Raw genomic sequence first — 17,749 nt, 5'->3', positions numbered from 1 at the left:
CGTCTCGGCGATCAGCCGCCGCGAGGCGGATTCCGCTTCCCTCGGGCCTCTTCGTGGACCTTCTTCATCAAGGTCTGCAGCGGGCTCCAGCAAATCTCACAGAGGTCGCGGTTGTCGTCCGGCATGAGCTGCTTGTCACCGCTGGCGCCATTGATATGGACGCGAGCCCAGCCCAGATTATTGTCCGCTTCGCGAAAGCAGCAATCGCAAACAAACGTCGTTTTCGTACCCATCGGGGTCTCCCGCTTGCCGCGTTTGGTAGGAAACCGTTTCAACGAAAACCGGCAACGAAAACCTGCCCGATCAACGTCTTCAGATTTGCCGGGAACTATCTTCCGGTTTGCAATTCAACGAACCGTGCCGATTCCCCTCGGCATAACGAGGCAAATACAAGCCCCCTGACGGCCTCAGCTCTCCCCCGCGCTGGGGCCGTTCTTTTGGCCGTTTCGCTGAAGCGGTCGTTTGTTCCTCCGAAAGCTTCGAGTGCAACTCGGAACGGGAAACAAGGTTGCGCACCTCAGGCCCGAACCGTTCAGGCGCGCTCGGGTTGTGTGAGCTAGTTCATATGTGCGGTGCGGCAGCCTGAGTTACCAACGCGCAAGCTGGCCTTGTCCGGGCGCGGTTGGTCTGACGGAGCGTTTAGTCCGGCAACCAGTGGCCTGGATAGGAGCGGCGGTTTTTCTCAGGCCGAGGAGTTTTGCCGTGAGGTACATTTGGTCTTTCGTTTTTGTCGCGGCGTTCGCATTTAGCGAACCGAGCTTCGCCCAAAAGCTCGTCGATCCGAATACTGTTGCTCCCGAATATCGCGAAGCCGCGTTGAAGCGGCGAGCCGAGCAAATCAAGGTGGTGGAATGCAACCACAAGGCTGACGAGGCCAAAGTTCTGCCGAGAGATCGGGCAGCCCACGTCAATCAATGCCTGGAAGCTGCCAGCGAAAGATGAAGCCGGCCGGGCGTCGGATGTGGATTTAAAAAGGCCCGCGCCTGCGCCGGTGCCATTACTGCTTATCGAATCCTCACCCGATGCGATCGCTATTGGGCGGGAATCACGTTGCAGTTGGTGCGGCCCGACATCAGGCAATCCTGCATTTTGCTGCTCGCGGTCAATTCGTGCGCCAGCCACAGCCCCACCGCCAGCAGGACGACGGCAATCGCCAGTCCCGCAATCGCGGGGCGCCGGTTTCCACCTTGGTCGGGGTCGGTCATCGTCTTGTCATTCCCCTAAAACAACCGCTGCCAGCTATCGCATCGCCGCAGCTTGCCGACACCGCGACCATCAAGCCTTCTCCGCTCAGCGGGTCAAGATGCCGACTTGCCGGCTTGGCGCCCTCATGGAACCAATGACGCCAGATTCGGTTAAATGGTTCGATGGTTGGATCGAATTTCAGTTACTCGGTTCGCCGATTGTGACGGGGGCGCGACGGACGCATGAAATGTGCTGGGGGTAACTGGCGGCGTTTTCCAGTTCTGATTGTCCTGTGCATCGCCGCAATCTCGCTCGGCGGATGCTTCGAGGGCGCCAAGGGCGACAGGGCGATCCGGGTCCGGCAGGGCCGCCGGGGCCTCAAGGCGAGCAAGGCAAGGCGGGACCTGCGGGGCTACCGGGAAAAGACGGCAAAGATGGAATACAGGGCCCGGCCGGCCCCAGCAGTGCGGTTTATGCCAAATCCATCGGCCGCGACGCCTGCGGCTCGATCGGATGCACTTCGGAATGTGCGACGGGCGAGATCGTGGCTTCGGTAACCTGCCTGTCGAACGAAGGTGCCATCCTCCAGCCGACCATGAAAACCGGCGGCGTCTGGACCGCATCCTGTCCGACGCCTTCCACCGGAATGGTACTGCTCTGCTCCAGGAAATAACCGCCGCTTCATTTACCTCACGATCAGCTGCTCCGCAGCGCTCGCGGGGATCGTTTCGACGGCCTTAAAGCGAGGAACAATCGACGTTCGCTCTGGACCCCCGCAGATGGCCGCAGTAAGTTCTCAAATGATCAACGCAAATGACGCTGCCTGTTAGGGTTTTCCGCGTCGCCGGTGACGAGCTCGAATCCTCCTGATATTTCCAGGATCTCCGTCGTCTCGCCAGGGCATTCACATGACGAATGGACTTTATTCCATTCATATCCGGATGCTCGACGGGGTGAAGGGCCGGGCCAGCGGCATCATTATCCTCAGGGATGGCGTGCTGCTCGGCGGCGACCCCTACTTCTGGTCGGTCGGCTCCTACACCGTCGGAAACGGAACCTGGAAGGGCGATCTGGTCACCAACCAGCACACGCCCTCCAGAACCAACCTGACGAGCCCGTTATTTGGTGGCCGGGAGGTCGCGTCGGGCTTTTCTGGAACATTCGGGGATGGCGATTCCGAAGTTTTCGGCACCACGCTGGTGGGCAGCCGAAGTCTCAGTTTTCAGGCGACATTGCGCCGGCTAGCGGATATTTGATGGCTTCCCCGTCCGGGCGGCTGTACACCGCTCGTGATCGTGCAGGCAGCTTTTTCTGGCCCGCGCGAACGCGACCGCACAGCCGATCGTCTCACAGCAAACAATGAAAGCGACAAGGCCCGTTCAATGAGTGGATTCAAGGAACCTAGCTTCGCGGACCGGCAGAAGGCAGCGCAGGAAGCCAGGAAGAGCATCCTCAACAAGTTTCGCAGCCAGCCGGGTCTCGACGATCCCGCGGTGGCGCAGCGGCGCGCCGAGCGCGAGGCGCAGGCCGCCGAACGCGCCAAGGCCAAACTGGCGCGCGAGGCCGCCAAAGCCGAGAAGCTACGCCTTGAGGCCGAGGCTGCAGAGCAGGCCGCCGCCCAGCTCGCGCGCGAAAAGGAAGAGGCCGCGGCACGGGAAGTGGCGCTTGAAGCCGAACGCAAGGCAGCGCGCGATGCCCGCTATGCCGCACGCAAGAAGCGAAAATAGTTAACGGTTTCGAAAGGGGCCTAACGCCCGAGACGTGACAGGCCCGCCCCGGTTGAGGCGAGCCTGCGGATAGCAAAGCGCGGCGCTTAGTTCTTCTTCATTCCGTCGTCTTTTTTCATGGTATCCTTCTTCATTCCGTCGTCCTTCTTCATGGTGTCCTTGGACATGGTGTCCTTGGACATGGTGTCCTTTTTCATCGTGTCCTTGGACATCGTGTCCTTTTTCATGGCGTCATCCTTGCCCATCTTGTCCTGGGCGAAGGCGGCCGGCGCAAGCGCCAGACTGAGTGAAACGGCGGCGGCAGATATTCCGAGCGCAATGCGGGTGCTGATGGTCATGGGTTGGTCATCCTTTGAACAGTTTGGAAGCGACTGATGCCGCTAATGTTAACGACGAACCCGCGATTGTGTTTGTTACCCGTGTTTGATTTTTTTCGCGTTGGCGGGCATTTAACCTACACTGAGCGGGTCAATCCATCTGCGAAAATCGTGCGCGCGGGCGAATCCGCAAGTGTGCGCCGCAGCAATAGAGAGGTTCGACCGGCTTCGATCTCGAACTAGCAGATTAGAGAAAGTCAGGGCATAGACCGGCTAGTATATCTTCAACGCCAATCCGCGCCTTCCAATCCAAAAAACTGTCCAGGAGAGAGTTCTATGCTCACACGCCGCCATGTCCTCGTTTCCACGCTTGCCGCACCCGCCATCCTGCGTTTCGGGATCGGAACGGCCCACGCCGCGACGACGCTGAAAATCTCCCATCAGTTTCCCGGCGGCACCATCGACAAGGGCGATTTCCGCGACCGGCTGTGCCGGGTGTTCGCCGCTGAAGTTGCAAAGCGCAGCGGCGGCGAGATCGCGGCCGAAGTCTATCCGAACTCCTCGCTGATCAAGACCAACGCTCAATTCTCGGCGATGCGCAAAGGCGCGCTCGATATCAGCCTGTATCCCATGCCCTACGCGGGCGGCGAATTGCCGGAGACCAATATCGGCCTGATGCCGGGTCTGGTGTCGACCTACGATCAGGGCCTGAGCTGGAAAACCAAGCCTATCGGCAAGGCGCTGACGGATTTCCTGGCCGACAAGGGTATCATTCTCCTGACATGGGTCTGGCAGGCCGGCGGCGTCGCCAGCCGCTCGAAAGCGATCGTCGCCCCGGAAGACGCCAAGGGCCTCAAGGTGCGCGGCGGCTCACGCGAGATGGACATGGTGCTGCAGACCGCCGGCGCCGCGGTGCTGTCGGTCCCGTCAAACGAAATCTACACTGCGATGCAGACCGGCGCCTGCGATGCCGGCATCACCTCCTCCACCAGCCTGATCTCGTTCAGGCTCGAGGAGGTCGCGAAGTCGCTGACCTCGGGCGCCAACGCCTCCTACTGGTTCATGCTGGAGCCGCTGATGATGTCGAAATCGATTTTCGACGCTCTGCCGAAAAGTCAGCAGGACATCATCCTGGCGGTCGGCCAGGAGCTCGATGCGTACGGCAAGAAAGGCGCGCAGGACGACGACGTCGAAGTCGCCAAGGTCTATGAAAAGGCAGGCGCCAAGGTCAGCGTGCTCGACGCAGCCACCGTCGGCAAGTGGCGCGACATCGCCCGCGATACCGCGTGGAAGGACTACGGCGCGAAAACCGCGACCGCGGCCAACCTGCTGAAACTCGCCTCCGACGTTTCCGCATGATGCATGGTCCGCTTCCGGATCAAACCGAACGTTCCAGCGCGGCGGGCAACACCCTGGTCGCGGCGCTGGAGCGCGGGCTTGCGGTCTGCAACAATGTCATTGTGTTTTTAGCTGCCATCGCGCTGATCGCAGCCTGCGTCATCCTCAGCGACAGCGTGCTCGGCCGCGCGCTGTTTCACAGCGCGAACTACTGGCAGGACGAAGCGGCGGTATTCCTCCTGGTCGGCGCCACCTTCATGACCGCGGCCTATGTGCAGGGACAGCGCGGCCATATCGGCATCGAGGCGTTCGTCGGCCTGCTGCCGCCGATCGTCAATCGCATCAGGCTATGGCTGGTCGATGTCGCAAGCCTGCTGTTCTGCAGCTTCTTCGCCTGGAAATCCTGGACGCTCGCCCATGAAGCCTGGGCCGACGGACAAGTGTCGAACTCGATGTGGTCGCCGCCGCTCGCCATTCCCTACGGCTTGATGGCGTCAGGCATGACGCTGTTGTGCGTGCAGATCCTGCTGCAGATCATCATTCCCTTGTCTGGGGCAGCGCGGCGATGACCGTCCTTGGAATTGGTATTAGCTACGGCCTCGCCACGCTGGTTGCGATGTTCTCGGGCATGCCGATCGCGTTTGCGCTGGGCGCGGTCGCGGTAGTGTTCATGGGCATCTATATGCCGGCGGCCTCGCTGGATACCGTGACCCAGAACGTTTACGAGGAGATGGCCTCGATCACGCTGTTGGCGATTCCGCTGTTCATCCTCAAGGGGGCGGCGATCGGCAAATCCCGTGCCGGCCAGGATCTCTATTCGGCGCTGCATGCCTGGCTGCATCGGGTGCCTGGCGGGCTCGGCGTCGCCAACGTGTTCGCCTGCGCGCTGTTCGCGGCGATGGCGGGATCGTCCCCCGCCACCTGCTCGGCGATCGGCTCGGCCGGCATACCCGAGATGCGCAAGCGTGGCTATTCCGGCGGATTCGCCGCCGGCATCATCGCCGCCGGCGGCACCCTCGGGATCCTGCTGCCGCCTTCGATCACCATGATCCTGTTTGCGGTCGCGGCGGAAAAATCCTTGGGGCGCCTGTTCCTTGCCGGCATCGGTCCCGGCCTGCTGCTGGTCTCTCTGTTCGGCGCCTATGCGGTGATCCATTTTCGCAAGGAGTACGCGGCGGCCAGCGCGCTCTACCAAAAGACCGGCTCGACCTCGGCCATTCTCACCCGCGACGATTTTACCATGGCAGAGCGCTTCAACGTGCTGCCCAGGGTACTGCCCTTCGTGCTGCTGCTGACCGGGGTCATGATCGCGCTCTATGGCGGCTTTGCTACGCCTTCGGAAACCGCCGGGCTCGGCGGGCTACTGGCGCTGGTGCTGATCGCGCTGATCTACAGCGTGTGGCGGCCTTCCGACCTGGCACCGATCCTGAAATCGACGATCCGCGAATCCACCATGCTGATGATGATCATCGGCATGTCGCTGCTCTATTCCTATGTGATGAGCTACCTGCACATCTCGCAATCGGTCGCGGAATCGATTGTCGCCATGCAGCTGCCGCGCTGGGAATTGCTGGCGGCGATCCTGGTCATGGTCGTGGTACTCGGCTTCTTCCTGCCGCCGGTGTCAATCATCCTGATGACCGCGCCGATCATCCTGCCGCCGCTGCGCGCCGCCCACTTCGATATCATCTGGTTCGGCATCGTCATGACCATCGTGATGGAAATGGGCCTCATTCACCCGCCGGTGGGGCTGAATATCTTCGTCATTCGCAGCGTCGCCCCGGATATCCCCTTGAGCGAGGTGATCTGGGGCACGCTGCCCTTCGTGCTGCTGATGATGCTGGCCGTGGTGGTGCTGTGCTTCGTGCCGGAGATTTCGACGGGCCTGCCCAATCTGGTGATGGGGCCGGACGGGGGAAGGTAGCGTTGCAGCCGCAACTTGAGCAAAGGCGCTTTTCGCGCCGCGCTCGCATGCGGCGGTGGGCCCGGCGCGAAGAGCGCACCTTTGCCCACCCTCTAATTCGAATTTCAAACGGCAGATACGACTTCGCAATCTCGCGGCGCAATTCGCCCGAGGTTTGCTGGAAGTTTCCTTGGGCTCTCCGATCAGAGGGCGCAGGGATGCCGGGCGCCGATGCGCCCGCGGCAGGAATTTTGCGCATAGTGCGCCACGGTCACACCGGAAACGCCCGGCCATCCCCGCGCAATGGTTTACGGCTTACTTCGTGCTCTCCCCGGCGATCGGCTCTTTTGCCACCGTCATCTGCGGAATTGCTTCCGCCGACTTGACACCAGCGTCGAGATGTCAGGACCACACGCCTTGGCCGTCCGCAAGCTGCATCGCCCGTCTCGCGCGCCGCCTTCGTCCATCACAGCCCATCCCTACGTTCGTGACGTTCGCGAAACGCCCCTCCGAGTGGAACGGGATGCGATCGATATAGACTGATTTGCCGACTTCTGAAAATCAGAATATTTTTTCTGGAGGGGGTTGACGGACTTTGGGCGATTTGCCCGTCAGGCATACTTGTTGAATGAGCTCGACAAATTTGTTTTCTTGCGCGCAACACGTTTGCCGGTTGCTACGACTGCGCTCGCACCTTCGCATTCAACGCCGATACCACCCGGCTCACCGGCGGCCGGCTGAGCAGCCGGCTGACCTCATTGGTCGCCCCCAGCAACTTCGTCATGTCGACACCGGTGGCGATGCCCATGCCCTCGAGCATGTAGACCACATCCTCGGTCGCGACATTGCCGGTAGCGCCCGGCGCGTAGGGACAGCCGCCGAGGCCGCCGGCGGCGGAATCGATCACACGGGCGCCCTCCTCCATCCCGGCGTAGAGATTGGCCAGCGCCTGGCCATAGGTGTCGTGGAAATGCATCGCGAGGTTGGCCATCGGCACGGCGCCGGCCACCGCGCGCAATAGATGCCGCGCCTTGAGCGGAGTGCCGACGCCGATGGTGTCGCCGAGCGAGATTTCGTAGCAGCCGAGATCCCACAGCACCTTCGCGACATCCACGACCGCTTGCGGCTTCACCTCGCCATCAAAGGGGCAACCGAGCACGCAGGAGATATAGCCACGCACCTTGATGCCGTCGGCCCTGGCGCTGGCCACGACCGGCCTGAAACGCTCGATCGACTCGGCAACCCCGCAGTTGATATTGGCCCGCGAAAAGCCTTCCGAGGCCGAGGCAAACACCGCGATCACTCGGGCGCCGGCCGCGCGCGCCGCCTCGTAACCCCGTTCATTCGGGACCAGCACATGGAATTCGCTGTCGGAGCGACGGTTGACGCCGCGTAGCACCTGGTCCGAATTCACCATCTGCGGGATCGCCTTCGGCGACACAAACGCCCCGACCTCGACGGTATGCAGCCCGGCACCGACCAGCGCCTCGATGAACGCAATGCGGTCGGCGACGCTGACCGGCGTCTTTTCGTTTTGCAGGCCGTCGCGCGGGCCGACTTCGACGATGCGCACGGAATCGCTCATGCGGGCCTCACAAGATTGCTCACGACGCTGTCGGCTCGACCTCGGCGAGTTCGACGCCCTCTTGCACGATATCACCGACCTTGCATTTGATCACCTTGAGCACGCCCGCGAACGGCGCGCGCAGGGTCTGCTCCATCTTCATCACTTCGAGCGTGAGAATGGGCGCACCCTTCTCCAGGGTCGCGCCGACTTCGGCCAGCAACGCCACCACGGTACCGGGCAAGGGTGCAATGATCTTGTCCTCGCCGACCTGCTCTTCGTCGTCGCCGCCGAACGGATCGACCCAGTGCAGGTCGAAACGGCCGTTGCGGGTTCGCAGATACAGTTCGTGGCCTTCGACGACGGCGACGATGTGCGATTTCATGCCGTCGAGCGTCAGGTCGAATCCGCCGGCATCCCTGGAAGCGTATGCAAAGGCAAAATCGCGCTCGCCGATCGACAGCGTCGCGGGACCGTTGCCATATTGCAGGCCTGCCTCTTGTTCGGTCCCGTGCCCGTGGCGGAATGTAAACACCCGCTGCCGCCGGCCTACCGGCATCCAACCCGCGGTTCGCCAGGGCGAATGCGCTTCGCCTCGCGCGGCTTTCGCTTCTTCGTTCAGGATCGCCGTCACGGCCGCGCAAAGCTCGAGATCGCCGGGCTCCGGAGCCGCCGGCGTCAGGTTTTTCAGTTCACGTTCGATAAAACCGGTGTCGATGGCGTTGGCGCGGACGTCCGGATGCGTCACCAGCGCCGACAGGAAGGCAATGTTGGTGACGATGCCGCGCACGTCGGCGTCCTCGAGCCCGCGGTTGAGCCGGTCAATCGCAGCGTCGCGGGTCGGCGCCCACGCAATCACCTTGGCCAGCATGGCGTCGTAGTGCGGCGAAACCGCATCGCCCTCGCGGTAGCCGGCATCGATGCGCAGGCCGTTCGAGGGCTCCGGCATCCGCCATGTCCTGATACGGCCGACCGACGGCATGAAATTCCTGTGCGGATTTTCCGCATAGACCCGCGCCTCGATGGCGTGTCCGCTCAATTTGATCTCATCCTGCGCCAGCGGCAACTTTTCGCCGAAGGCGACGCGCAACTGCCATTCCACGAGATCGATGCCGGTGATCAGTTCGGTGACGGGATGCTCGACCTGCAGCCGCGTGTTCATCTCGATGAAGAACACGTCCTTGCCGTTGGAAACAAACTCGATGGTGCCGGCACCGACATAGTTGACCGCGCCGGCAGCCTTGCGGGCGGCGGCGCACACCGCCTCGCGTTTGCCGGCATCGAGCGTCGGCGACGGCGCTTCCTCGACCACCTTCTGATGCCGCCGCTGCAAGGTGCATTCGCGCTCGAACAGCGACAGCAGATTGCCATGGCTGTCGCCGATGACCTGCACTTCGATGTGCCTGGGGTTTTCGACGAATTTTTCGATCAGCATGCGGTCGTCGCCGAAGGCGGCCTTGGCCTCGCGCTTGGCGCTGGTGAGCGCGGCGGCAAGCTCGCCGGCCGAGTGCACGATGCGCATGCCGCGGCCACCGCCACCGGCCGAGGCCTTGACCAGGACGGGAAAGCCGATTTTGTCGGCCGCCTTCGCCAGCGTCGCCTCATCCTGGGCTTCGCCGTGATAGCCCGGCACCAGCGGCACGCCGGCCTTTTCCATCAGCATTTTGGAGCCGGATTTCGAGCCCATCGCCTTGATCATCCCAGCGGTCGGACCGACGAAGACCAATCCCGCTTCTGAACACGCTTGTGCGAATTCGGCGCTCTCGGACAGAAAGCCGTAGCCGGGATGCACGGCTTCGGCGCCGCTCTGGCGCGCCGCGTCGATCACGCGATCGATGTTGAGATAGCTATCCCGCGCCCGCGCCGGTCCGAGCAGCACGGCCTCATCGGCCATCGCGACATGCATGGCGTCGCAGTCGGCTTCGGAATAAACCGCAACCGTGCGCAAGCCCATGGCCCTGGCGGTGCGGATCACGCGGCAGGCGATCTCGCCGCGATTGGCGATCAGCAGGGTGCGAAACCGCCGGTACTGTGCGGGGCGATCCATCGTCACATCCTGAACAGGCCGAAACGAGTGGCTTCGATCGGCGCGTTGGTCGCGGCCGAAAGTCCGAGACCGAGCACCAGCCTTGTATCGGCGGGATCGATCACGCCGTCATCCCAGAGCCGGGCGGTGGCATAATAGGGATTGCCCTGGGCCTCAAACTGCGCCCGGGTCGGCGCGCGAAATTCGTCCTCCTCTTCGACAGACCAGCTGCCCCCTTTGGCCTCGATATTGTCGCGCCGCAACTGGCTCAGCACCATCGCCGCCTGCTCGCCGCCCATCACCGATATCCGGGCGTTGGGCCACATCCAGAGGAAGCGCGGGCTGTAGGCGCGGCCGCACATCCCGTAATTGCCCGCTCCGTAGGAGCCGCCGATGACGACGGTGAATTTCGGCACCGCCGCGGTCGCCACCGCCGTCACCAGCTTGGCGCCGTCGCGCGCGATGCCGCCGGCTTCGTATTTCTTGCCGACCATGAAGCCCGTGATGTTCTGCAGGAACACTAAGGGAATGTTGCGCTGGCAGCACAGCTCGATGAAATGCGCGCCCTTCAGCGAGCTTTCGCTGAACAGGATGCCGTTGTTGGCGATGATCCCGACCGGATAGCCCCAGATATGCGCGAAACCGCAGATCAGGGTCTGGCCGTACAGTTTCTTGAATTCGTCGAACTCGGAGCCGTCGACCAGCCGCGCGATGATGTCGTGCACGTCGAACGGCTTGCGCCCATCGGCGGAGACCACGCCATAGATTTCCTCCGGCGCAAACAGCGGTTCGCGGGGCTCGCGCATGTTCAGACCGGTGCGCACAGGCGGTTTCAGCGAAGCGACGATGCACCGGGCAATCCCGATCGCATGGCCGTCGTTCTGGGCGTAGTGATCGGTGACGCCGGATTGCCGTGAGTGCACGTCGGCACCGCCCAGTTCTTCCGCGGTGACCACCTCGCCGGTGGCGGCCTTCACCAGCGGCGGTCCGCCGAGAAAGATCGTGCCCTGATTGCGCACGATGATGCTTTCGTCCGACATCGCCGGGACGTAGGCGCCGCCGGCCGTGCAGGAGCCCATCACGATCGCAATCTGCGGAATGCCCTGCGCCGACATTTGCGCCTGATTGTAGAAAATGCGGCCGAAATGCCGCTCGTCGGGGAAAATCTCGTCCTGCTGGGGCAAAAACGCGCCGCCGGAATCGACCATGTAAACGCAGGGCAGATTGTTCTGCCGCGCGATGTCCTGGGCACGCAGGTGCTTCTTCACCGTCATTGGATAATAGGTGCCGCCCTTGATGGTGGCGTCGTTGGCAACGATCATGCACTCGCGCCCGGATATCCGCCCCACGCCGGTGATGATGCTCGCGGAGTGCACGTCGCCGCCGTAGAGGCCGTAGGCCGCCAGCGGCGACAATTCCAGGAAGGCGGTTCCCGGATCGATCAAGAGATCGACGCGCTCGCGCGCCAGCATCTTGCCGCGCGAAGTGTGCCTGATACGCGAGGCCTCGCCACCGCCGCCAGCCACCTGATCGAGCTTCTCACGCAGTTCGGCAACCAGCGCCCGCATGGCCTCGGCGTTGCGGGCAAAGTCGGACGAAGCGGGGTCGGTGCTGGAATGGAGCGGCATGGGCCTTCGGTCGTCTATTGTGCGCCGCAATCTGCGCGTTGAGCTGGCGCCATGGTGTCATCGCGCCACTGCCTTAGGCAACCCAGAACTTGCGCTCCCAAGGGAATGCCAAGACAGGACAGGCCAGGTCAGGCTTTCAGCTTTGGCCGCCCCTAATGGGTCCAGGGTTCGCCGCGCCGGAACGCAAAGTTGTCGGCGTAGGCGGCCTGCGGGCGTGCCGGCTCCTTCGGTTCAATGACCTGATAGGGAATGCCCTCGCGCTCGCAATAGGCCACCGCCTCTTCCTTGGTCTGGAAGTGAATGGTGAGCTCCTGCTTCATGTCGCCGGAGCTGGTCCAGCCCATCAGAGGCTCGATCACGCGTGGCTGTTCGGGCTCGTAATCGAGCTGCCATTCCTTGGTCTTGGCGGTCCCCGATTGCATCGCGTTTTTGGCGGGCTTAAAGATGCGTGCTGTCATGGAAGATCAGGTCCCGTGGGAAATGCGACATGGAAGCGCGTGGTGGAAACGGCCCGGATAGTATAGAGACACCTTTCAGGAATTTGATCGGTGATTCCCGGCCTGAATGTTACACTCTCCGCACCGATATAGTCGTTATGCTGCGCTGTGACAATCTCGGCCGCGCCCGCGGCTGACCGCTGTCCTGCCGCCCGAACATCTCGAACGCATCACTTCGAAACGGTGGCCATGAAAATTAACGCAACCCTGCCTGAAAAAGGACGCGACCTCCGGCTCGACCTGTTTCGCGGGGTCGCGAATTGGGCGATTTTTCTGGATCATATTCCCGACAACGTCGTGAACTGGATCACAACGCGTAATTACGGCTTCAGCGACGCTGCGGACCTCTTCGTCTTTATTTCGGGCTATACCGCCTCCTTCGTCTACGCCCGGATGATGCTGGAACGCGGATTCATCGTCGGCGCCACCCGCCTGACCAAGCGGGTCTGGCAGCTCTACGTCGCCCACATCATCCTGTTCGTGATCTATATTGTTTCGATCGGGTATGTCGCGCAGCGCTACAGCGACCCGGAGATCATCAACGAGTTCAACGTGGCCGGCCTGGTCGACAGCGCGGTCGAAACGCTGCGCCAGGGATTGCTGCTGAAATTCAAGCCGGTCAATCTCGACGTGCTGCCGCTTTACATCGTACTGATGGGACTGTTTCCGCCGGTGCTGTGGATGATGCTGCGCCGGCCCAATTTGACGATGCTGGCTTCGATTGCGCTATGGCTCGCTGCGCGGCAGTTCGGCTGGAACCTGCCGGCCTATCCCGCCGGGACATGGTACTTCAACCCGTACTGCTGGCAGGTGCTGTTTGTGTTCGGCTCCTGGTGCGCGCTCGGCGGCCCGAGGCGATCCATGTCGATCATCAATTCGCCCTTCACGCTCTACCTTTGCATCGCCTATCTGATCTTTGCGCTTGTTATGACAATGGCAGGCAAGTTTCCGGATTTCGGAGCGATGTTCCCGCACTGGCTCTACTCAACCTTCAATCCCAACGACAAGACCAATCTCGCGCCCTATCGGTTCCTGCATTTCGTGGTGATCGTGATTTTGGTCATCAGGTTCGTGCCCAAGGACTGGTCGGGACTGGGGTGGAAAGTGTTCGATCCCCTGATCGTCTGCGGTCAGCAGTCGCTTGCCGTGTTCTGCGTCGGCGTCTTCCTCAGTTTTGTCGGGCATTTCGAATTGATGATGAGTTCAGGCTCGCTGTTCGCGCAGATTTTCGTCAGCGTGACCGGAATAGCGATCATGACCATCGTCGCCTACTACATTTCCTGGTCGAAACGGCAGGACAAGCCACTTCCCAAATCGGCGCCCGCAGCGGCCAAGGCCACCTGATCCCGCCTTCGGTTGCGGTCAGGCGGGCCTTGTGTTCGCCATGACCGTGGCCGCGACGTCGGTATCCGAATTTCGCTCCCTAGCCGCGGGGTTTGGTGACCAACCGGCCCCTCGAGGAAATCCCGCTCCACTCGGTGGACCAGCCGACTTCCGAGGCAGGAGCCCGCGCGGAATTATTCCGGCTTCGCTTTCCCTGCACCGCGAAGGCGGCGCCCTGCGGGTCCATGCATCGGGCGAACCAGCTGCCGCCCGGCAACTCGAGCGGTGCCTCGAGGATCTGGCCGCCGGCGCTCTTCACGCGCTCCGCGGCCGCGTCGAGATCGTCGACATTGAAGTAGTACAGCCAGAATGGGACCGGCTCCGCCGGACGCTTGGCGAGCATGCCGCCGACCGTCTGCCCGCCAGCGGCGAATAACTGGTAGGTATCCGTCGGACCGATTTCGCTGCCCGCTTTCTGCCAGCCGAAAATCTCGCCGTAGAAAGGGAACACCTTTTCCCAATCGGTGGCGAGCAACTCATGCCAGCCCACGCGCCCGAGCCCATCCGGCTCAGCGGATTGGGATTGGCCGGGCTTCAGCCCCGTGACCAACGCAAGCGTTGCCATTTGCGGGTCCGCGACGACAGAAATGCGACCGATGTTGCTGTCCGTCGGCGGGACATACACGGCGCCGCCGAGACGCTTGATTCGGCCGGCCGTAGCATCGACGTCGTTGACGCCGACATATCCCATCCACCGCGGTGTCGCGCCCAATTTCCTCGCCTCCTCCGGCAGGCCCATGAGCCCGCTCACCGAAGCTTCGCCAGCGGTGAACAGAGTGTAGGCCAGCTCGGGCGTCGAGGCGTCGTGCGCGCCCCAGCCGACGACTTCGGTGTAGAAAGCCCTGGCGGCCGCCATGTCTGTCGTCATCAGTTCGTACCAGACGAAACGTCCGGAGTAATCGACCATGTCCGTTTCTTCGCTCGAGCCAGCAATCTGTCGCGGCGCATCATTCAGAGGCTAGGTCCTTGCCAGCATCGATGCAATTTATCAATTGTTTGATGGACAACGACGAACCGTGGCTCGCGCTACTGGCGACGCCTGATCTACGAGTGTTGAAGCCATCGGGAACGGATCATGGATGTTGCGGTTGAATAGACAGCGCCGCAGTCGTTGATGAACAACTCGTTCATGAACATGAAGATCCGGAAACGATTGGACGCGCCAGTATGCTGACCCGTCTTGCATGGTACATTTGCAAAGCGTACACTTAGCACACTGAACTCTAACATCTTTACAGGTCTATGGAGGATGCGACTATGCCACGGGCGAAGCAGGCTTCGAAGCCAAAGCGTGGGACGAAAGCCGTTCCGGTGTTGGGTGCTGCCGGTTTGACTTTCTCACTAGTGGGCGGCGCATCCGCAGCGGCGGTGCCGACACAGGACGTGCCGCGGACGCCGAACATTGCACCGAGTCACGAATTCACTCTCGGTGAAGAAGAAATCTCCGACGTCAGCCTGGCGACGTTCTACGTCTTCGACAAGGAGAACACCGGAGCGACACAGGGCAACGTACAGGTAGCTTACCGTGCTTGCGGCGGTTGCCGAGGCTGCAGGGGTTGCCGCGCTTGCAGAGGCTGCCGGTGCGGCGTTGGCTGCGGCGTTGGCGGAGCCTGCTGTGCATCGTGGGGAGGCTGCCGCTGGTGCTAGACCAGACCGCTTTCCGCTCAATTCAATAAACGAAGATCATCATGGCCGGGTTCGACAAGGTCGACCCGGCCAATCCATGTTTTCTCTGCAGTGCGGGCCAGATACGCTCGGTGGCGCGCCCGCACATGACCGCCAAGTGGGCCGCAAACCTTGTCGAGAAAAGCAAGCGCCGGAGCTGGACGAGGCAATTCCAGTGGTCGGAGATTACGCCCCGCAAAAGCGAGCCGGAGCGGCAAAAAAGCTGCGCGTGCTGACGTCATAACTGGCAATCGCAGAACCAGTCCCAAGCCAAACGTCAAAAAAGAGATTCCGCAGTTCGCGCCGAATTTCACCGTCTATGTGCTGCCGCCCGACGTCGTCTGCCTGTACTCCGAAGACCGAAAGTTCTTTCTTCACGGCGAGCTTTATTGTGCGCTGGCCTCGGCCATCGGAAAAGGCGGAAAGAGTCTTCCGGAGCTCGTTCGCGAGCTGGAGCGGAATTTTCCGTCCGACAAGATCGAGGAAGCTCTGAAGCGGCTCATCGAGCGCCGCTATATCGTCCCGGCATCGCCCTCCTCCGCCGGCGCCGTGGCCGGCTATTGGGCAAGCCTCGGGCTGCCGCCCGGAATCGCGGAGCAAAATCTGGGGAATTGTCGCGTCCGCGTTCAATCGATCGACGTGCAGGGCGCGACCGAACTCGGTGCCGCGCTGAGTGCACTGGGCGTTCATGTCGTCACGCGTTCTCCCGACCTGACGGTCATGCTGGTGAACGATTATCTCGAACGGCGGCTGGCTGAATTGAACCAGCAGCATGTGTCGGAGCGTACGCCCTGGCTGCTGGTCCAGCCCTCCGGCGCCTTTCCCCTGGTGGGGCCGGTGTTCAGACCGGGCGAGAGCGCCTGCTGGACCTGCCTTTTCGATCGCATGATACGCAATCGTGAGGTCAAGGGCTTTCTCGACCGCGCACCGGCGCGCGCTGTCGCCGTTTCAACCCTCGCCCGCAATACGCTCGGACAAAGCTCCGTCCAGTTTGCAGCGGTCGAAATCGCAAAAGCGATCGCCAGCGGATTCCGCACCGAGTTGAACGATCACATCGTCAGCCTCGACCTGCTGGGCTCGACCATGGTGAAGCATTACGTCTCGGCCCGCCCGCAATGTCCGACCTGCGGCCGCAAAAAGCTGCTGGACCCGCGCCGGGCACCGGAGCCGATCGAGCTTGGCCCCGGCGCCAAGCTGATCATGACCAGCGGGGGATACCGGACGGTGTCGTCGCGGGCCACGGTGGCGCGTTTCCGAAAGCATGTGAGCCCTCTCACCGGTGTGGTCACGCGGCTGGAGCGGATCGAAGCCGACTTGCCCATGAACACCAACTACTATGCGGCGCACAATTTTTCGGGACCGGCGCTTAACGTCGATCAGCTCAGGGCGGGACTGAGCGGCGGCAGTTTCGGCAAGGGCAGCACTGCCGAGCAGGGTGAAGCCAGCGCGCTGATGGAGGCGATCGAGCGCTATTCCGGGATTTTCCAAGGCGACGAGATCAGAGCGACGCGGCGCTTCACGGATTTCCCGCCGGGCGATGCTATTCCCCCCAACGAGGTCCTGCTCTACAGCGACGCGCAATTCCGGACGGACCCGACACCGACGTCCGACACGACCGATTCCCATGTCGTTCCGGCTCCATTCGATCCGTCGGCCAGGATCGAGTGGTCGCCGGTCTGGTCGCTGCGCGATCAACGCTTCAAATATCTTCCGACCAGCCTGTTATATTTTTTCTACGGTGGTGGCCCCGCCGCCTTCAACGCGGATTCCAACGGCTGCGCAGCGGGCAACACGCTGGAGGAGGCCATTGTCCAGGGATTCCTCGAACTGGTGGAACGGGATTCCTACGCGATCTGGTGGTACAATCGATTGCAACGGGCGGAAGTGGACCTCGGCCAATTCGACGACTCCTACGTCCGCGACCTGCAAACCCAGCTGTCCGACACCGGGCGCCGGCTTTGGGTGCTCGACGTCACCAGCGATCTTGGCGTTCCGACCTATGTGGCGATATCGCACTGGATGAAGAACGGTCAGGAAAATATCGAGTTCGGCTCCGGCGCGCACTTCGATAAGCGCATTGCCGTGCTGCGTGCATTGACTGAGCTGAACCAGTTTCTGTCGATCGGTCTGATGGGCGGCGGAACCGGCGAGAAATCGAGTCTCGACGGCACCAATCCATTGCGTCTGCAAGACCATCCCTTTTTGACGCCGAGCGGCAATCCAGCGACCCAGCCGGGCTCCGACGTGAAGTTCGGCCCGCTCGACAACACCCGCGATCAAGTCATCGCCTGCGTCGATATCGCTGCTCGCGCGGGCCTCGATTTCCTCGTCCTCAATCAGACCCGGCCCGACATCGAAGTGCCCATCGTCAGGGTAATCGTTCCGGGACTGCGGCATTTCTATCGCCGCTTCGCACCGGGCAGGCTTTACGATATTCCGGTAAAGCTCGGATTGCTGGATCGGCCGCGGTTGGAGAGCGAACTCACGCCGTTTCTCCCCCATACCTGAGGGTCACC

The 17,749-nt window shown here is 62.0% G+C and carries 17 protein-coding genes; 9 read left to right on the top strand and 8 right to left on the bottom strand.

Annotated elements, in window-relative coordinates; all coding sequences use genetic code 11:
• Positions 1 to 11: 11 nt before the first annotated feature.
• The gene (locus B5527_RS17845) at positions 12 to 233 is read right to left on the bottom strand and encodes a hypothetical protein (protein ID WP_079602694.1); all 222 of its coding nucleotides are present in this window, start codon (positions 231 to 233) and stop codon (positions 12 to 14) included.
• A gap of 478 nt (positions 234 to 711) precedes the next feature.
• On the opposite strand from B5527_RS17845, the gene B5527_RS17840 reads away from it, so the two are divergent.
• Positions 712 to 942: a hypothetical protein gene (locus tag B5527_RS17840; RefSeq protein WP_079607352.1), complete on the top strand. Its 231-nt coding sequence runs from the start codon at positions 712 to 714 to the stop codon at positions 940 to 942.
• Between the two features lie 89 nt (positions 943 to 1,031).
• Here the strand turns inward: B5527_RS17840 and B5527_RS45360 are convergent, their stop codons facing one another.
• A complete protein-coding gene (locus tag B5527_RS45360) occupies positions 1,032 to 1,205 on the bottom strand; it encodes a hypothetical protein (protein ID WP_172842579.1) in 174 nt (57 codons plus the stop codon).
• Between the two features lie 888 nt (positions 1,206 to 2,093).
• Here B5527_RS45360 and B5527_RS17830 point away from each other — a divergent pair.
• Entirely contained in the window at positions 2,094 to 2,441 is a 348-nt protein-coding gene (locus tag B5527_RS17830) for a GrlR family regulatory protein (protein WP_079602692.1), read from the top strand.
• Positions 2,442 to 2,567: 126 nt separating this feature from the next.
• Complete coding sequence (locus B5527_RS17825; RefSeq protein WP_079607351.1) at positions 2,568 to 2,912, top strand: DUF6481 family protein; 345 nt, start codon at positions 2,568 to 2,570, stop codon at positions 2,910 to 2,912.
• Positions 2,913 to 2,998: 86 nt separating this feature from the next.
• On the opposite strand, the gene B5527_RS17820 is transcribed toward B5527_RS17825, so the two are convergent.
• On the bottom strand, positions 2,999 to 3,250 hold the full coding sequence (locus B5527_RS17820) for a pentapeptide MXKDX repeat protein (protein ID WP_079602691.1): 252 nt from the start codon (positions 3,248 to 3,250) through the stop codon (positions 2,999 to 3,001).
• A gap of 315 nt (positions 3,251 to 3,565) precedes the next feature.
• Between B5527_RS17820 and dctP the strand changes: the two genes are divergently transcribed.
• Genes dctP through B5527_RS17805 form a run of 3 tightly spaced genes read left to right on the top strand, consistent with a single transcriptional unit; the run spans position 3,566 to position 6,491 of the window.
• Complete coding sequence (gene dctP, locus B5527_RS17815; RefSeq protein WP_079602690.1) at positions 3,566 to 4,588, top strand: TRAP transporter substrate-binding protein DctP; 1,023 nt, start codon at positions 3,566 to 3,568, stop codon at positions 4,586 to 4,588.
• The gene (locus B5527_RS17810) at positions 4,585 to 5,136 is read left to right on the top strand and encodes a TRAP transporter small permease (protein WP_079602689.1); all 552 of its coding nucleotides are present in this window, start codon (positions 4,585 to 4,587) and stop codon (positions 5,134 to 5,136) included. Before dctP ends, B5527_RS17810 begins: the two co-directional genes overlap by 4 nt.
• Positions 5,133 to 6,491, top strand: a complete 1,359-nt coding sequence (locus B5527_RS17805; protein ID WP_079602688.1) for a TRAP transporter large permease — start codon at positions 5,133 to 5,135, stop codon at positions 6,489 to 6,491. Before B5527_RS17810 ends, B5527_RS17805 begins: the two co-directional genes overlap by 4 nt.
• A 655-nt stretch (positions 6,492 to 7,146) precedes the next feature.
• Here B5527_RS17805 and B5527_RS17800 read toward each other — a convergent pair.
• From B5527_RS17800 to B5527_RS17785, 4 genes are all read right to left on the bottom strand, one after another.
• Entirely contained in the window at positions 7,147 to 8,055 is a 909-nt protein-coding gene (locus B5527_RS17800; RefSeq protein WP_079602687.1) for a hydroxymethylglutaryl-CoA lyase, read from the bottom strand.
• Positions 8,056 to 8,074: 19 nt separating this feature from the next.
• Positions 8,075 to 10,081, bottom strand: coding sequence for an acetyl/propionyl/methylcrotonyl-CoA carboxylase subunit alpha (locus B5527_RS17795; protein WP_079602686.1), 2,007 nt, complete (start codon positions 10,079 to 10,081; stop codon positions 8,075 to 8,077).
• 2 nt (positions 10,082 to 10,083) lie between these two features.
• Entirely contained in the window at positions 10,084 to 11,688 is a 1,605-nt protein-coding gene (locus tag B5527_RS17790; RefSeq protein ID WP_079602685.1) for a carboxyl transferase domain-containing protein, read from the bottom strand.
• A gap of 152 nt (positions 11,689 to 11,840) precedes the next feature.
• Positions 11,841 to 12,146 (bottom strand): ETC complex I subunit, encoded by a 306-nt coding sequence (locus tag B5527_RS17785; protein WP_079602684.1) that lies wholly within the window; start codon positions 12,144 to 12,146, stop codon positions 11,841 to 11,843.
• A 228-nt stretch (positions 12,147 to 12,374) separates the two neighbouring features.
• Between B5527_RS17785 and B5527_RS17780 the strand changes: the two genes are divergently transcribed.
• A complete protein-coding gene (locus tag B5527_RS17780) occupies positions 12,375 to 13,529 on the top strand; it encodes an OpgC domain-containing protein (protein ID WP_079602683.1) in 1,155 nt (384 codons plus the stop codon).
• A gap of 79 nt (positions 13,530 to 13,608) precedes the next feature.
• Here the strand turns inward: B5527_RS17780 and B5527_RS17775 are convergent, their stop codons facing one another.
• Entirely contained in the window at positions 13,609 to 14,475 is an 867-nt protein-coding gene (locus tag B5527_RS17775; protein WP_079602682.1) for a VOC family protein, read from the bottom strand.
• Between the two features lie 781 nt (positions 14,476 to 15,256).
• On the opposite strand from B5527_RS17775, the gene B5527_RS45350 reads away from it, so the two are divergent.
• Both B5527_RS45350 and B5527_RS17770 read left to right on the top strand, forming a co-directional pair.
• A complete protein-coding gene (locus B5527_RS45350) occupies positions 15,257 to 15,469 on the top strand; it encodes a hypothetical protein (protein ID WP_172842425.1) in 213 nt (70 codons plus the stop codon).
• Positions 15,470 to 15,473: 4 nt separating this feature from the next.
• The gene (locus tag B5527_RS17770) at positions 15,474 to 17,741 is read left to right on the top strand and encodes a TOMM precursor leader peptide-binding protein (RefSeq protein WP_079607350.1); all 2,268 of its coding nucleotides are present in this window, start codon (positions 15,474 to 15,476) and stop codon (positions 17,739 to 17,741) included.
• Positions 17,742 to 17,749 lie beyond the last annotated feature (8 nt).

The organism is Bradyrhizobium erythrophlei (assembly GCF_900129425.1).
GTDB lineage: Bacteria > Pseudomonadota > Alphaproteobacteria > Rhizobiales > Xanthobacteraceae > Bradyrhizobium > Bradyrhizobium erythrophlei_C.
Note: the sequence above shows the minus strand (reverse complement) of the source record. Positions and strands in the feature narration are given on the sequence as shown.